General features: G+C 61.5%; 10 protein-coding genes and 2 pseudogenes. 7 read left to right on the plus strand and 5 right to left on the minus strand.

The window, feature by feature from the left end; genetic code table 11:
- Positions 1 to 83: 83 nt before the first annotated feature.
- Positions 84 to 1,055 (plus strand): DUF1616 domain-containing protein, encoded by a 972-nt coding sequence (locus tag C3L37_RS14685; protein ID WP_129115371.1) that lies wholly within the window; start codon positions 84 to 86, stop codon positions 1,053 to 1,055.
- Positions 1,055 to 1,630: a metal-dependent hydrolase gene (locus C3L37_RS14690; protein ID WP_129115372.1), complete on the plus strand. Its 576-nt coding sequence runs from the start codon at positions 1,055 to 1,057 to the stop codon at positions 1,628 to 1,630. The genes C3L37_RS14685 and C3L37_RS14690 overlap by 1 nt, the downstream gene beginning before the upstream one ends.
- A gap of 385 nt (positions 1,631 to 2,015) precedes the next feature.
- On the opposite strand, the gene C3L37_RS14695 is transcribed toward C3L37_RS14690, so the two are convergent.
- Positions 2,016 to 3,380, minus strand: coding sequence for a glycosyltransferase family 1 protein (locus C3L37_RS14695; RefSeq protein ID WP_228546250.1), 1,365 nt, complete (start codon positions 3,378 to 3,380; stop codon positions 2,016 to 2,018).
- Between the two features lie 450 nt (positions 3,381 to 3,830).
- On the opposite strand from C3L37_RS14695, the gene C3L37_RS14700 reads away from it, so the two are divergent.
- Positions 3,831 to 4,901, plus strand: a complete 1,071-nt coding sequence (locus tag C3L37_RS14700; protein WP_129115373.1) for a glycosyltransferase family 2 protein — start codon at positions 3,831 to 3,833, stop codon at positions 4,899 to 4,901.
- A 104-nt stretch (positions 4,902 to 5,005) separates the two neighbouring features.
- Positions 5,006 to 6,961: a hypothetical protein gene (locus C3L37_RS14705; RefSeq protein ID WP_129115374.1), complete on the plus strand. Its 1,956-nt coding sequence runs from the start codon at positions 5,006 to 5,008 to the stop codon at positions 6,959 to 6,961.
- A gap of 49 nt (positions 6,962 to 7,010) precedes the next feature.
- On the opposite strand, the pseudogene C3L37_RS14710 reads toward C3L37_RS14705, so the two are convergent.
- A pseudogene (locus tag C3L37_RS14710) lies at positions 7,011 to 8,340 on the minus strand (RNA-guided endonuclease InsQ/TnpB family protein).
- A gap of 53 nt (positions 8,341 to 8,393) precedes the next feature.
- Here C3L37_RS14710 and C3L37_RS25345 point away from each other — a divergent pair.
- Positions 8,394 to 8,525: a hypothetical protein gene (locus tag C3L37_RS25345; RefSeq protein ID WP_267195323.1), complete on the plus strand. Its 132-nt coding sequence runs from the start codon at positions 8,394 to 8,396 to the stop codon at positions 8,523 to 8,525.
- Between the two features lie 432 nt (positions 8,526 to 8,957).
- Entirely contained in the window at positions 8,958 to 10,589 is a 1,632-nt protein-coding gene (locus tag C3L37_RS14715) for an alkaline phosphatase family protein (RefSeq protein ID WP_228546251.1), read from the plus strand.
- A 467-nt stretch (positions 10,590 to 11,056) separates the two neighbouring features.
- Here C3L37_RS14715 and C3L37_RS14720 read toward each other — a convergent pair whose 3' ends face one another.
- Both C3L37_RS14720 and tatC read right to left on the minus strand, forming a co-directional pair.
- On the minus strand, positions 11,057 to 11,329 hold the full coding sequence (locus C3L37_RS14720) for a hypothetical protein (protein WP_129115375.1): 273 nt from the start codon (positions 11,327 to 11,329) through the stop codon (positions 11,057 to 11,059).
- A gap of 62 nt (positions 11,330 to 11,391) precedes the next feature.
- Complete coding sequence (tatC, locus tag C3L37_RS14725) at positions 11,392 to 13,281, minus strand: twin-arginine translocase subunit TatC (protein ID WP_129115376.1); 1,890 nt, start codon at positions 13,279 to 13,281, stop codon at positions 11,392 to 11,394.
- 890 nt (positions 13,282 to 14,171) lie between these two features.
- On the opposite strand from tatC, the gene C3L37_RS14730 reads away from it, so the two are divergent.
- Entirely contained in the window at positions 14,172 to 15,308 is a 1,137-nt protein-coding gene (locus C3L37_RS14730) for a polysaccharide deacetylase family protein (RefSeq protein ID WP_228546252.1), read from the plus strand.
- Between the two features lie 277 nt (positions 15,309 to 15,585).
- Here the strand turns inward: C3L37_RS14730 and tnpA are convergent.
- A pseudogene (gene tnpA, locus C3L37_RS14735) lies at positions 15,586 to 15,980 on the minus strand (IS200/IS605 family transposase).
- Positions 15,981 to 16,092: the final 112 nt, after the last annotated feature.

The following is a 16,092-nucleotide window of genomic DNA, read 5'->3' on the forward strand; positions in this document are numbered from 1 at the left end:
GATCAGTCTAGGCGGGCCGATCGTACGTTCGCACGCTAAACAGTCTGGAGGGTTTTTATCCGCCGCACCGGAATTACCGGTTGATGACAGCCGTGCACAGGTGGGTCGGGGACCTCGTACTGGTCGCGTTCGCGACGTTCGCAGCGACCGGCGCGGTGTTCGTCCTCGGCCTCGGCGGTCCGCTCAGGATCGCGTTGCTTTTGCCGATGATGCTATTCATCCCGGGATACGCACTCGTCGCAGTTCTTTTTCCCGAACGGCGTTCCTCGTCGAGGGCGCTGCGCTCGCTCGACAGGGCTCGCGTGATCGGCCCGCGGGGGCGAGAGTACTTCCAGATCGGGACCGCAGAGCGGCTCGTCCTCTCGGTCGCGCTAACGCTCGCGATCATTCCGCTCGCGCTTTTCGGCCTGAACTTCTCGCCGTTCGCCCTCCTCGCCGAGCCGCTGTTGCTCGTTCTCACGGGCTTTACGCTGATCTGTCTCGCGCTCGCAGGCCTGCGGCGGGCGTTCGTCGATCCGAAGGACAGGTACGACGCGTTCGACGAACTCGGAGTGAGTACCGAAGGTGTGTTTGGCGGCGGCGGCGTCTACAGCCTCGCGCTCGTCGGGAGTCTCCTCGTCCTCGCGGCGACCGGCGCGTACGCCGGCGTCGCACCCGTCGACAGTGATCCGTTCACCGAGTACTACCTCGTCACCGAAAACGACGGGGAATTCACGAGCGAGAACGTTAATGGGACGATCCGCGACGGCGGGACGGTGCACGTCGCCATCGGCAACCAAGAGGGCGAAGATCTGACGTACACGACGGTCGTTCAACTCGAAACCGTCGGCGATAACGGCGACGTTTCGCAGGCGGAGGAGCTCGATCGCTTCAGCACCGACGTCAACGCTGGCGAGACCAAGCGAGTTCCCTACAACGTTTCGGCGTCGTCCGACGGCGAACGGACCAGAATCGCGTTCCTCCTCTTCGAGGGCGAACCCGACGGCGAGGCCGATCGCGACGCCGCGTATCGGACCACGCACGTCTGGCTCTCCCCGCCGGAGGACCGGGCGTAATGTGGCCGTGGGGCCACGCCGCCTTCGGATACGTTCTCTACTCGCTCGGATGCCGGGCCATCGCCCGCCGGCCGCCGACGGGGGCGGCGGTGCTCGCGCTGCTCTTCGCGACGCAGCTCCCGGACCTCGTTGACAAACCGCTCGCGTGGGGACTCGGCTGGTTCCCGCAGGGTTACGCGGTCGCGCACTCAGTACTCGTCGCTATCCCGGTCGGGTTCTTTGTGATCGGTCTTGGGGCGCGTTTCCGGCGAATCGACGTTGGTATCGGCTTCGCCGTCGGTTACTGGTCGCACCTCGCAGGCGACGTGCTTTCGCCGGTTCTGCGGGGCGACGCGCCCTCGTTCGAACGGGTGCTCTGGCCGCTGATTACGCTTCCGAGCTATGATTCGGAATACACCCTGCTCGAGCGAGTCAACTATTACCTCTCGGGATTTCTCGAATCCCTCTCCGCGTCCGAGCAGGCCGGCGTGCTACTCGTGTACTTCGGACCGTTCGCCGCGGCGTTCGTCCTCTGGCTCGTCGATGGCGCCCCCGGAGTCGGAACGGTGCGCCGAACCGTTAGGAAACTAATATGATATCATGGTTGTTTTTCAGGAGATAAATATGATTTGAGCGACCCGCTCAGTTATATTTATAGAATATGAGATTTGTGCTCTTTCGTTAGTATAGATTAAAATAGCTTTACAAGATAATTGGGATCTCAAAACAGAATTCAATCCATCCCATACTCGGCCATCGTTCCTTCCTCGGTGCGGTGGACACAGCCGTCGGTGCGGGAGAATTCACCAGGCAAACACAAGCGGCCGACGGATACGAGCGAGTCACCGAATCGTCCGCGAGAGCCGCGACGAGGACGCACAGTGACCGAAACTTCGGACGCAAACGACAACTCGGGTGACGGTGGGACTCGATGCGTCGGCCGCGTGCCGCATCGTCGTCCGAGCGGCCTCAGAATGCTACCTACCGCGTCGACGCCGCCTGCCTCGCTCCTACGCCACCTAACGCGACCCGCCGGTAGAGTTCGGAGAACTTTCCGATCACCGTCTCCGGAGCGAAGTTCTCCAGCTGAGCGGGCACCGCGTCAAGGTACGCCTTGTAATCGGCGACGAGCTGGTCGAAGGCGTCGGCGAGCGCGCGCTCGTCGCCCGCCGCGAACAGTTCGCCCGCGCCGCCGACGATGTAGTCCATGCTGCCCACGTCGGAGACGAGGATCGGCGTCCGGGTCGACAGCGCTTCGAGGACGACGCGGCCGAACGGCTCGTCGATGAGCCCCGGGTAAACGAACGCGTCCGCCGAGCCGTATATTTCTGGGAGGTTGCCGTGATTGACGTAGCCGAGCCACTCGACGTGCTCGTCCGCGCCGACCTCGCGGGCGAGCCGCCGCAGACGATCGCCGTACGGCCCTGCGCCCGCAACCTGCAGGCGTACGTCGTGGCCGCGCTTGACGATGTGCGGTAGCGCCCGCACGAGGACGTGAACACCCTTTATGTCCTGCAGCGCGCCGACGTACAGCAGCGTGAACGGCCCGTCGTCGCGCCGGTCCGATCCGTCGCGCCCGGCTCCGTCACCCGCGCCGGTCGGGCCATCTACGTCGACCGATCCGCTCACGCCGACCGACCGTTCGAACGTCCGTCGAAACGCCTCGTCGTAGAAATGCGGGATGACCGTGATCCGGTCGCCGGGAAACCCGAGCGCGTCGTAGTCTGCCTTCATGTGCGGCGAGAGCGCGTGGTATGCGTCGATCTGGTCGGCGTAGGCCATCGATTTCCGCACGAGGTCGATCTTGCCGAGCGACGAGTATGCGCTGCGAAGCTCGCGTTCGAGCCCTTGCCGGCGCGTCAGCCCGGTTGCGGTGACGCAGCCCGCGCACTTGGCCGGTGATGGACCGGTACACTTGCATTTTCCATGGTACATCATATCGCCCTTCGGACACACCGGAACGTAGGAATTCAGCGTCGAGAGGGTTGGCACGTCGAGTTCCGCGAGCACCGGCACGAACGCCGACGAGTACGAGTGGACGAGATCGTGGCGCTCCATCGCGTCGAGTTCCCCTCTGAGCGCCCGGTGTTTCGCAACGATCGGGTGTGGAAGCTTCGGCAGGTCGTCGTGGAGCACGTACTCAACGCGGTCCTTGGCTGGCAGGTCGGCATCGGCGGCGTCCATCTGACTCGACACGTACACGGTCAGGTCGTGGTGGTGCGAGAGACGCTCGACGAGCAGTGTCGACGTTCGGACGGCACCCGTCCCCGCCGCGCCGGGACACTCGGCCGGCACGAACCCGACGTCGAGGCGCTCCGTCACACCGATCCCCTCTTGCACTGCCACGTCGGCTCCCTTTCGACCCGCTGCACCGGTACCTCGCCGGCCCATGGGTTCGTCGTCCCGTCGTTCCGCGCGATCATACAACCGGAATCACCCCCAGAGAGCATTATTATGTGCCGGTTAGCAGATTCTATGAGGCCAAAACCCCAGGCCTCAGGGTGAGCATCAAAATTCAGATGATATTTACTAGCTAGACAGTACCCTTAAACTAAACGATCTTCTTTTATGTATTATCGTGGATTCTATACATTCCGTTGCGGATCGGCGCAGATCGACACATGTTGACATCCGTCGGGAGCGTCGTTCACACGGACGGGACGGCCGCACAGGATTCTATGGGGTCCATATGTCCGTCGAGCCCCGCTTAGGTAGTGTATTATAAAGCGGATGTGGGAAAGAGCGGTCAGTACGACCGACAGTCGGGTCGTGTGACTGACCCGACGACGATCAACGATGTACAAGGACAACACGATCGGGGTCGTCGTTCCAGCGTACAACGAGGAGGGCTATGTCGGGAGGGTCATCGACACAATGCCTAACCTCGTCGACCGCGTGTACGTTATCGACGACGGCTCAACGGACGGCACGTGGCGGGAGATTCAACGACACGCCGAGGCGTACAACGGGTCGAACCCCCCAGAAACGCCCGCGTACGAAGCGAGGATCGTCCCGCTGCAACACGAGGAGAACCGCGGCGTCGGCGGCGCGCTCAAGACGGGCTATCAGCGCGCGCTTGACGACGGAATCGACGTGACGGCCGTGATGGGCGGCGACGGACAGATGGACCCGGAGGTCCTCACGAAATTCCTCGACCCCGTCGTCGATGGGACGGCCGACTACGCCAAGGGGAACCGCTTCATGCGCAGCGAGGACCTCGACGCGATGCCGCGGTTCCGACTCGTCGGCAATGCGCTCCTGTCGCTCCTGACGAAAATCGCGAGCGGCTACTGGAAGATCGCCGACCCGCAGAACGGGTATACGGCAATCTCGCGGGAGTCGCTCGAACGGATCGACATCGAGGATATGTACGAGTACTACGGGTACTGCAACGACCTCCTCGTGAAGCTCAACGCCGAGAACTTGCGAGTGGCCGACGTCGCTCACTCGGCCGACACGGTGTACGATGAGACGGACTGGAAGAGCCACATCAAGTACGACGAGTATATCCCGAAGGTGTCGGCGATGCTGCTCCGGAACTTCCTCTGGCGGTTGAATCGGAAGTACCTTGTGCGCGACTTCCACCCGCTGGCGCTTCTGTACTACTTCGGTGCGGGCGTCTCCGCGCTGAGCCTCGCCGGTATCGTCGGCACGCTCCGCAAGCGCCACGAGGCGACCGGAAGCTGGCTGCTGTCGCTGTTCCTCGGCGTTTCGCTCCTCCTGTTCGCGATGGTCTTCGACATGGAAGAAAACCGTGACAAGGAGGTGCAGGTCGACCCTGAACTGGCCGACGACACGGCGACGGACGCGCTTCGAACGACCGACGAGCGTCAACCGGAAGGTCTCGCGACGGCCGACGATGACTGAGACGATTCGAAGACGACCGCGCCCGAGCGAGGCCGGCCGCTGGGCACGAGAACGACGCACGAACCGACGACCGTTGACCGACGACCGCTGACCGAAGCTATCCAATGAATCCCAGGACGACCAAAAAGAACACGCTCATCGGGATGCTCCGGGAGGGTCGGCTAGACGTGATCGGTGCCGCCCTCGTGCTCCTGATCGGGCTCGCCACCCTCCCGCTTCAGCTGATCCTCACGCAGGTGTACATCCAGACGCTGCCGCTGGTGCTCACCGCCTCGTCGCTTTTGTACCTCATCGCGGTTCGACACGAGCAGGAGCGGGCCATCACCACCATCTCGCCGAACGTCGCAAAGGCGCTCCCGGCGATCACCATCCTCTGTATGGCCCTGCTCGTGGTGCTCGGAATCGTCCAGGGAGACCGGACGCTCCTGTTCTATGACGTCGCCGCGGCGACGACGATGCTCCTGCTCGCGCAGATCCTGTTCACCGGCGAGCGGGAGTTTTCACCGGTTCTTCTCCTGCTGCAGATCATCCTCCTCGGGCTCGTGATCCGCTTCGCGGCGCTATTTACCACCCCGGGGTACATCGGCATCGACGTCTGGTCGCACACACCGACGTGGTCGGCACAGATCCTCGAAGCGGGATCACTCGAACCGATCTCGAACGACAAGTACTACGCGTCGCCGCTGTATCACCTCCTCGTCGTCGGCGCGAGCCTGCTTCTCGACCTGCCGATACGGGAGGCGCTGTACCTCACGCTAGGGGTCGCGATGCCGCTTTCGGTGCTCTTCGTCTACGCCACCGCGCGCTACTTCGTCGGCGTCCGCTGGGCCGTCTTCGCGACGGCCGTCTTCACCGTTTCGAGCCACGTCATCGAGTGGGGCATCCACCTCATCCCAACGAGCCTCGGGTTGATCTTCTTCCTCGCGATCCTCTACACCCTGACTCGGGTGTTGCACCTCGATTACCGCTTCCGCGACTTCGCGCTGGTCGTCCTCTTCAGCGTCGCGACCATCCTCACCCACCAAGTGTCGGCGTTCATCATGCTCGCGTTCACCGGAGCCGGACTGCTCGCGCAGTTCGTGCTGAGCATCGGGCTGTTTAACCCCCGAATGTCGAATCCCCTCAAATTCGACTCGCAGGACACGGTGAATCTCTCGGGACTGCTAGCGTTCGACCTCGGGTTGATCACTTTTATGTGGTCTCTAACCCCGTACCAGGGCGACACGTTCCTCATGACAATCTTCAGCTATCTCCAGACGACGATCGTCGAGAGCGGCGGCCTCGGCAGTGGCGTCGGTCAAGAGGCGCCAAGCGGCGGAATCGGCGCTCAGCCCACGTTCATGGACCAGTTCGTGGAGTACCTCGACGTGACGGGCTTTCTACTCCTGTTGCTTCTCACGATCGTGGGAAGCGTCTACATCCTCCGGCGGGAGAACGCCTCTCACGCGACATTTACGGGGGTCGTCGCGACCGTCGTGATGCTCGTGTTCGTCTTCGGGTTCCCAATGTTCGGCATCGAGACGTTCGTCCCCGGGCGGTGGTTCGCGTTCCTCACCGCGCCAATGGCGATCATCGGCGCGCTCGGACTGGCGTTCCTCGTCCAGCGCATCGGTCCGCGCGGGGCGGCGGTGATCTTGCTCGTGTTCATCGTCGCGTTCCCGACCGTCTCGATGCTGGCGAGCAACGGCACTATCGACAGCCCGCCGTTCGAGGGGACGCAGACGCGGTACAGCTACACCGACGCCGAACTGACCGCCGCCCAGACGATCGGCGAGACGACGAGGCTGGGCGAAGACGAGACGATCCACAGTGACCACCCGTACCAGACGATATTCGACCGGTGGCAGATGACGCCGACCGACGCCGCCGTCGTCGACAACGGGACGACGACCAACGAGACGTTCATCTACCGGGACTATCAGTCCAGCGGGGCCGCGTACTTCAACCATCCGGAGGGTCCGGCGTACACGCCGCCGGTCGACCGAGAGCGGATGTGCGGCGGACCGCGCGACGTGACGTACGACAACGGCGAGGTAACGACCTGTACAGTCACCGGATGACATCCTCCCCGGCGTTTACGCCGGGGTTTCCTCGCGCTGGGGGTATTGACTATCGACCCACGAAGGCAACTTGCGGGTTCGTGCGCTCCTCGTTGGAACAAGAGCGTGGTGACTCTGACCAGTCGTGGTCGTTCCACTTGAGGCGCACAGGCCGTTCCATCGGCCGTGCTACGTCCGTCTGCCGTCTCAGGAACGTCTTGCTTGCCGTGAGGTCCGCGTGGCCCTCGAAGTGGTTCGAGAGACCAAAGGTCTCTCGTCATCACGAAAGGCGCTCCGCGCCTTTCGAACGACCGCACGGACACGTCAGCGTGTCTCGGTGGCGCGTCGTCCGGTCGGTCGACCCGCACTGCGGACACTCTTGGCTTGTCCACGCTTCCGAGCGAACTTCGACCGTCATACCGTACTCCTCGGCGGTACACGCGAGTCGGTCGATGAACGCTCGGAACGTCCAGAAGTTGTGCGTCTTGGCGTTCGCTTCGACCGACCAATGCGTATCGAGTACGTCCGTTAACGCCCCGACGTACACCGTGGAGACGCCTTCGGCGTGCAACCGTTCGATAAGGTCGCGGGCGAGTGCGTCTTGGGCGTGGTCGCGGCGTCTCGTCCGTCGTCGGTACAGCGAGCGTATCCGGTGACTGCTGTACCGGCCGTCGTCCAAGAGCGACTGCAACCGGGCGATTTTTCGCGTCGTCTCGCGGAACCGCTCGAACAGGTCGCGTCCTTCGTACAGCAGTTGCGTGCCGGTCGTGGTCGTACAGGCGACGAGGTTGTTCGCACCAATATCCAGCGCGGCGGTTTCGTCCGCCAGTGGGTGTGCCAGTCGAGAAGTGTCGATAGTGACTGGCTGAAAGGCCCTGAATGCCTGTGCGTTCTCGTCGTAGTACAGTTCTAACCGGCCCTGTTTGTCGTACTCCTTCCAGTTGGGGTCGCCTCGGACTTCGACCCGGAGGCGTTCCTGTCGTCCAAGCCCGTACTCGTCTTTCAGGTCGTGGCCGACGAGAATTTCGAGCCGGGAGTATTCGCCCCACTCGACGGAGTACGACGTGTTTCGGATGTACGTGCGGAGTTCGCGGCCGTCCTCGACGTTGCCCCAGAAGCCGGGCTTGCCGTTGGCTTCGCCCTTCTTTTGGGCGTAAAGAACGATCGCCACGCTTCGCGGTTCTTGCGTTCGATTTGCTGAACGGTCGAAGCCCCGAGCGTGCCGCCATAGCGCCCGCGATACTCGCTGCTGTCTCACACGTGTCTGGGTCGGCGTAGTTCTCGCGGCGCTCGTAGTTGATTTCGTTCCAGAGTGCGGCAGAAGCGTCCAACAGGCGCTGAAGCAACTCCTCGTCCGCGTCGGACTGAGGAACCACGTCGAACGTGTTGGTCCGCTTCATCAACTACTTCTTGTACCCGAAAGCTAATGTATGTTTGTATTTTGTCTGTCTGTATGGCGAAGAACATCCACATGGTGGTTGACGACGACGTGCATGAGCGGTTAGACCGAATTAAGAAGGAACACGGCCTGACGTGGGAAGGGATGTTGCTCTACGCGGCCAACGACTTGGATACCCCGGACTGAGCGGCGTCGGCGGTTGTTCCACAATTGTCGGATTCACGCCCGTCCCCATAACTCAGAGCGTTCTGGTGTGCGAACGAGGCGCGAAGCGTCTCGTCAACGCCATGAACGGTGGGACTCTCTCCCTGAGTCAGGTAGGATCTGGGTGCAGGGTCGACGGGAATCGGAGAAAAATCGGATTCTCGTGCATCCCGCCGCGAGGAACTTCTAGTCAGTATATTTGAATTTCTACTGTTTAGAAATTAACCGGTACCGACAGTTATAGAGGTCATAACAAAAGGAGTACGGTCGAAAGTCGAAAGCAATGAGAGCGGAGGGGCGAAGCAGTGTTTACGCTCTGAACGGTCCGCTGCCGCGTACGGCGGCGAGAACCGACTACAGACCTGGCAAAATCGACTGCGAACTGGACGAAATCGGACGACAGAACGGAGGACGATGGACGTGAAAGACGACATGAAAGCGCTACTCATCGGCATCGACGCCGGATGTTTGTCGGTGTTCGAACGGCTATACGAGGCAGATGCGATCCCCAACATCAGGAGGATCTGTGAGGAAGGTATCTCCGGACCGCTGGAGTCACAGATCCCGCCGTGGACGCCGAGCGCGTGGCCGTCGATGTACACGGGCGTCAATCCAGGTAAACACGGCGTCTACGGGTTCGTCGACTACGACGGCTACGATTGGCACGTCGTCAGCGGCGGCGACGTGAAAGAGCGCGCCCTCTGGTCCTTGCTCGACGAGCACGGCATGTCGAGCGTGGTGGTAAACGTGCCGGTGACCCATCCGCCGGACGAGATCGACGGCGCAATCGTTCCCGGGTTCATCGGCCCCGAGGACCCCACCTGTCATCCGAGGGGAACCCTCGAAGAGCTACGGCGCAAACTCGGCGAGTATCGGGTGTACCCGGCGTACTCGCGCGGCGACAAGGAGGTCACCGACGCCGAAAAGATGGACGAGTACTGCGCCCTCGTTGGGATGCGCAGCGAGGCGTTCCGATATCTCGTGAACGAGCACGAACCGGACTTCGGCTTCGTCCAGTTCCAGAAGACGGACACCGTCTTCCACGAGTTCGACGGCGATCCCGAGAAGGTTGAACGGGTCTACCGGACGACGGACGAGGAGATCGGACGAATCCTCGACGAGTTCGATCCCGAGCAGGTGTTCATTGCGAGCGATCATGGGATGGGACCGTACGAGAAGTACGAGTTCCGCATCAACGAGTATCTTCGTGACAAGGGGTACGTCGAGATCACGAAGGGAGGCAAAGGCATGCCCTCGTGGAACCCGATCCGGGATCGGCTCCGCGAGGGACACGACGAGAACACGTGGGAACCGAGCACAGCCGAGCGTCTCGCCGCCTATGCGGCGAAGTTCGGCCTCACGGCGGAGCGGGTCGGCAAGGGCCTGAAGACAGTCGGCCTCGACGACATCGCCCGTCGGTACGCGCCCGAGAATGTCACGCGGACCGCCAACGAGCAGGTCGACTTCCCTAACTCGATCGCGTACATGCGCGCGCGGACCGAACTCGGCGTTCGAATCAACCTCGAAGGGCGCGAGCCCGCGGGCGTCGTTCCGCAGTCGGAGTACGACACCATCCGCGCGGACCTCATCGAGTACCTGCGCGGCGTCTCGACGCCGGACGGCGATCCGATGTTCGAGGACGTCGCACCGCGTGAGGAGTACTTCCACGGCCCGTACCTCGACAAGGCGGTCGACATCGTCACGGTGCCGAACAACTTCGAGCAGTTCCTCTCGGCACACGTCCTCGACGGCTACTTCGCGCCGCCGACCGAACCGTGGAACCACAAGCTCGACGGCGTGTTCGCCGCGAAAGGCGTCGGCATCGACACCGCGGCCTCGATCGAGGGTGCGCACCTGTTCGATGTCGCACCGACCATCATGTCGGCACTGGGCATTCCCTACAGCGATCGGATGGACGGCCGTGTGCTGCCGATCGTTTCCGACATCGGATCGGACGAGTACGATTCCTACGACGAATTCGAAGCGGTATCGGAGGCGGGCGACGGCGTTCAGGACCGGCTTGCGGACCTCGGTTACCTAGAGTAACGCCTCCTGCGGCCTTCTGTCAGTCTTCTTTACCGGCTTAGATCGGTCCTTTCGCACACGGGGTATCCGAAGCCGACGTCGAATCCGCGACGGCCACGAGATCGCGTCGCCGCCGTCGAGAGGGAGTTCGTTTTTCCACCTAGACAAAAGACGGATTCGACGCTAACATTCAACTAAACGGTAGCGCGGAGTCCCCTTTCTCAACCGCGAGCGAAGTGAGCGGGAGGGAGGGGAGGAGCGCGTGGCGAAGCAGGACGAAACAGTTAGTATCGTCCGACACGTCTTACGTGGTCCTGCTGCGGGCAACAGACAGCCCTGCGACGGGTGCCGAACCACCATTGCGGGCGGGAAAGGTTTGGTTCCTCGCCACGGACGGGCCGTCGTTAACCGGCCCCGAGGGACGGACCAACGACGCGACCACTCCGAGCAAGCTCGAATTGCCGCGAAATCGCTGCGGTCACGTCAAATTAAAGTGCCTCTGTCGACCGACCGCACCGGCACACAAGTCGGTCCGGGACCACAACTCCCGACCGACGCCACGCAAGCCTCGTCCTCAGAGCGCCGAAGGCGCTCAGGGCGGGGTAGTTGACACCCTCATCTACATTATTCACAGTAAACATGTAGATAGCTATCGCAGAGACGCTCTCGAGTGCAGCACCGATAATACCGAAGAATGGACCGCGGATCACCATCCCGGATCCCATGACCAATAGCACGATGAGCGGAAAGTCCTGTTCCATGCCAGTTAGATGCTGTTGACCCAAACATATATTTAATCGAATTTACGTGTTTCAGAGTTCAATCACCCTCGCGACGCCCAAATCGGCGCGAGGTCGCGCCGACCGCCAAGCGTGAGCACGAACAGGGCGGCGAGACCGACTCCGTAGGCGACGACGAGCGGAACCGCCACGAGCAGCATCGTCAGCGCGCCGCCAGGCGTGAAGTAGGCGGCGAACGCGAGGATACCGACGATGGTTTCCCGCCAGCGGTTTCGCATCGACCGGTAGGGGACGCCGGCGGTGTTAAGGAGGAGCATCGACACCGGCACGTCCGCGAGGAGGCCGATTCCGGCGGTGGTGTAGAAGACGAGCCAGAAGAAGTCGGAGATGCGGTAGCTGATGAGCATGTCCGCGCGGACCGCGTCGGCGACGAGGTAGGAGATGACCGCCGGCGCAACGTAGGCGTACCCGAGTGCGAACCCGCCAGTGAGACCGACCGAGAGCGCGATGACCCACCCGAAGATGACGCGTCGACGACCGCGGACGAACCCCCGCTCTCGAAGGGCCGGCCACGCGTAGTACGCGACGACCGGGAGCGTCCCGAGCAGCGCGACGAGGACGGAGAACTTCATCTCGAACACGAGCGCTTCGACGGGGTGTAGCGTCACGATTTCGAGTGAATTGGATCGGACGCCGGCGGGGAGACGACCGAGGAAGTCGCGCGTCACCCCATCGATCCCGCCCGAGTACAGCCACGTGAACGTCCCCGCCATGAGCAGGCCGAACGTGGCGACGATACGGAACGCCCGGGCCGAGACGCTGTCGAAGACGAACCGGAGGTCCCAGTAGTACCCGCCGACGTCGTCGTCCGACGGACCATCGGCGAGCTCACGCAGGAACGCGTCGCCCGCGCGAACAGTTCTGTCTTCGAGGTCGCGAACGGAGTTCTCCGGATCGTTCGCGGGTGCTTCGTCGACGGGCGTTCCCGTGCGACGATGGTGAGCGTCATCGAACCGATCGAGGAGTGCTCGTGCCTTCTCGTGATCACCGTCTTCGAGGGCGGCGTCGGCATACGACAGCGCGTCGGCTTCAGAGAGCACGTCGAACGCCTCCGAGGGCGCGGCGCGGACGCCCGCCGCGTCAAGCGTTCGGAGGTTGAGCGCGGCCGGATCGCCGGTGCGCTCGCGACCAGCAATGGTCGCGACTTTCGAGAACGCGAGGCCGACGCCGTAGAGGGCGACAAGTGGGATCGCGACGAGCGACATCGAAAAGGGATCGGGCGAGCCGTTCGCCATCGAACTGATCACGACGATGCCGACGACGGCGTGACGCCACCTCTCACGGAACGTCGCGTAGGGTACCATACCGGTATACGATAGTCCGGTCATGACGAGCGGGAGTTCCGCAGCCAAGCCGAAGACGAACGTCAGCAGCAAGAGAAATTCGGCCCACTCGACAATTGAGTACTCGGGCTGAAAGCCCGCGCTCACCGCGTTTCCCGCCAGGAAATCGAACAGGAGCGGAAAAAAGAATAGGTAACTGTAGATCACGCCGAGCGCGAAGAGGACGGCCGAGAGGAGCCCGATCGACAGGAGCTTCCCGCGTGGAACCGCCGGCCGCGGCAACAGATCGCGCGCCTGCAGTGCCTCACGCGCATAGTAAATGAACCACGGAGCAGCGACTAACAGGCCGGCGACGAGCGCGATCTTCGCCTGAAGGAGAACGACGTCGAACGGCGTCACGGCGATAAATTCGACCTCAGAGCGGACCGGCGCGCTCATCCCCGCGACCGTCGCGCTCTGTAGGGCGTCCCAGACGTACAGTCGAAACGCATAGAAGGATCCCACGAATCCAATGAGAAAGACGACGAATACTTTTCGGAGATCCTTCTGGGCAGCCCGAACCATCGCACCGGCCGTCTCGTGACCATCGCTTAGTGCGCTTCGAGAACGTTCCCCGAGCAATTCACCCATAGCTGATAGGTGGGTGGTCGGCGATATCAACCTTTCAGGCGCCTGTCGACGGTTTCTCTCCTTGAAATATCAGAGAAGAATACATTACGGGCGACGGGACCGGTCGCTCGTCGGTTCCAGCGTACAAACGAAAACGGAAATGGAAACGAAACGAATCCGACTCCGGAACCGAAAACGGATTCATGTGCGTAGAGCGCAGGGGCCAAACCGTACCCGTAGACGATCGGATTCGATCTCTCACAGAGGATCAGAATGAACCCCGTCTGACGAAGAGTTACGTGTGAAGCAAATGTTTGCGCAAACGCACCCGAATACGTTTTTTCCATCAGTAGCACCGTCCGCTTCGGACGAAGGCCCGTCGAAACAGTGCGTAGCTCATAACGAGTACCGGTACAGGCGGCGACGATTCGCCGGCAGTCGAGTCTCCTTCCACGGATTGTTCATCCAGTCGAACCGCGGGGCCGATCCGCTCGAAAGACTAGACGGTAGCTTCGAACGAAAGAGCCCCGGGCGTTTTGGTCATTTCATGAGGGGTGAACGGTTCATCCTTCGACTGCCAGTTACAAGTGAAAAGAGGTGACTTTTGCCCAGACGTCGGACTCGTCCCCATCCGACGGAGGGGGCCCCGTACCGGCCGATTTCTCGGTATTCAGCCGCTTATATGGCTGCTAAGGCCATTCTTAGCGTCCGTATTATAATGAGGACCTGAACGAAAGAGGCGAAGCACGAATATGAAGCGACCATCGACCCGCCGTAGCTTCCTCGCAACGCTCGGCGCCGCCGGAACAGTCTCCATCGCGGGCTGTACCGACGTATTCGGAGAGTCGTCGGAATCGACGGATACCACGACCAAAGAACCGACTGACGCCAAGACGTCGGGCGGAGAGGAGATGACCAGCGAACAGTCCGGAAACGAGTCTCCGTTCACGCGCGGCGAACTCGTCGAGGACTTCGAGGGCTTTAAGAACATCAACAACGCCGATTGGGGAATAATTGGGGGCAACGTGAAACTCGACTCCAAGGAGGTGTACGCCGGTTCCCAATCGCTCAGTCTCGAGAACAAGAACGGCGAAGTCGCTGGCCTGTACAAGGCATTCCCAGAGGGGTTAGATCTCTCGAAGCACGACCTGTCGCTCGCAGTTAAACTCGACAAGCCGACCGCTGGCTACATCGCAGCCGAACTCATCGCCCCTGCGCGCAGCGACATGCTCACCAGTCGGCGCTACATTCCTCAAGAACTGAACGACTGGGTCCGCATCGACTTTGGATACACCGAGCGCCAGGGCGAGCCGATTCTGAAGGGCGTTCAGGAACTCCGTCTCATGGTGATATCGGATCCAGGAAGTGCTATCCAAGCTAGGATCGACGATCTGCGGAAGATCCCTAAGCCAAAGAAGGGGAAGGTTATCTTCCAATTCGACGATAATCACATCTCACAATACGAGACCGCCTTCGACATCCTCAAAAAGGAAGACATGCCAGGCAGCGTCGGTGTCATCCCGGACACCGTCAACGGCCAAGAAGCACTCTCGGATGGCCACATGCGCGAGATGCGTGACGCGGGCTGGGACATGATGGCCCACCCGCAGTCGAGCGAACCGCTCCCGGCCTACCCGGCGAACAAACAGCGCGAGATGATTCAGAGCGCGAAGCGCTACCTCGAACTCAAGGGGTTCCAGAAGGGTGCCCGGCACTTCGTCGCGCCGTACAACCGCGTGAGCAACGAAACGCTCGACATCGTGAGCGAGTTCCACGAGACTGGGTTCCTCCAGGGCGCGTGCCCCAGCAACGCGACCGAGCCCAGCTCGATGCACACGATCTCGCGCGTGAACGGCGCGGACGTCGAGGGCGTCCAGCAGATCCTCAACATCGCCGAGGACACCGGGCAGATGGTCGTCATCGCGTATCACGACATCGGCAATGGCAATAACTACGAGACGACGACCGACCAGTTTAAAAGCATCGTGAACCACGTCGCTGGGCAGGACATCGACGTCATCACGCCGTCGAAACTGATCGACGGCTGAGCCGTTATAAACCGACATCGTATATCTTTCGGTGTTCTTCGACGTCTGAGGCGGACGAACGAGCCGACTTTTCACTCGCCATCTTTCAACATGCAGGAACCCCCGTCCCATGGAGCGGAGAGGAATGCGACATTTAGCTGTCTATCTACCTACTGCGCTCCATCGGTGCCGAGTGCGCGATAGCCATCGAGAAGAAGGCCCTTTCACAGGATTGCAGGGCGAAGAAGCCCACGACTAAAGTCGTGAGAGGAATCGCCCTGCAATCCTGTGAGTTCGGTCACTGTTCACCCTCCTCGTGGCGCTGGACGTAGTCTTGAACCGTTTCGCTTGAGACGTGCCCCGCTGTTCCTGCGTAGTGTCCACGCGCCCACTTGATTTTCTCGCCGTCGTGGTCGGCGCAGCGGTGTTGTACTTCCGCCAGGAAATACCCTTGAACCAGTTGGTAAGAGGCGACGGAGCGTGCTTCGGTGGGCTACTGACGAACAGGTGAACATGGTCGGGTTGGATAGTCAGGTCAATTATCTCCAACCCCTTCTCGTCGGCGATCTCGTGGAGGATTCGGCGCACACGGTCAGCGACCTCGTTTACCAGTACCGAGTTACGGTACTTCGGCAACCACACTATGTGGTAGTTGAGGTTGTAGGTCACGTGCCGTGTGGTCTTCCTCCATATTGCATACTATGGTGCGAAGACACCTAAAAACTACCGAATAGCGTAGGAAATCGAGCCGGTCGTAGCAACGTGGTTCGGACGCACTATGCCTACCGCTCGACCCGCGCTTGAA

Source organism: Halegenticoccus tardaugens (assembly GCF_004116405.1).
In the GTDB taxonomy this organism is placed as follows: domain Archaea; phylum Halobacteriota; class Halobacteria; order Halobacteriales; family Haloferacaceae; genus Halegenticoccus; species Halegenticoccus tardaugens.

Bases quoted from the DNA above. Each gene is read 5' to 3' on its own strand.
- C3L37_RS14685 (WP_129115371.1), top strand. From the start codon at position 84: ATGACAGCCGTGCACAGGTGGGTCGGGGACCTCGTACTGGTCGCGTTC.
- C3L37_RS14690 (WP_129115372.1), top strand. From the start codon at position 1,055: ATGTGGCCGTGGGGCCACGCCGCCTTCGGATACGTTCTCTACTCGCTC.
- C3L37_RS14700 (WP_129115373.1), top strand. From the start codon at position 3,831: ATGTACAAGGACAACACGATCGGGGTCGTCGTTCCAGCGTACAACGAG.
- C3L37_RS14705 (WP_129115374.1), top strand. From the start codon at position 5,006: ATGAATCCCAGGACGACCAAAAAGAACACGCTCATCGGGATGCTCCGG.
- C3L37_RS25345 (WP_267195323.1), top strand. From the start codon at position 8,394: ATGGCGAAGAACATCCACATGGTGGTTGACGACGACGTGCATGAGCGG.
- C3L37_RS14715 (WP_228546251.1), top strand. From the start codon at position 8,958: ATGGACGTGAAAGACGACATGAAAGCGCTACTCATCGGCATCGACGCC.
- C3L37_RS14720 (WP_129115375.1), bottom strand. From the start codon at position 11,329: ATGGAACAGGACTTTCCGCTCATCGTGCTATTGGTCATGGGATCCGGG.
- tatC (WP_129115376.1), bottom strand. From the start codon at position 13,281: ATGGGTGAATTGCTCGGGGAACGTTCTCGAAGCGCACTAAGCGATGGT.
- C3L37_RS14730 (WP_228546252.1), top strand. From the start codon at position 14,172: ATGACCAGCGAACAGTCCGGAAACGAGTCTCCGTTCACGCGCGGCGAA.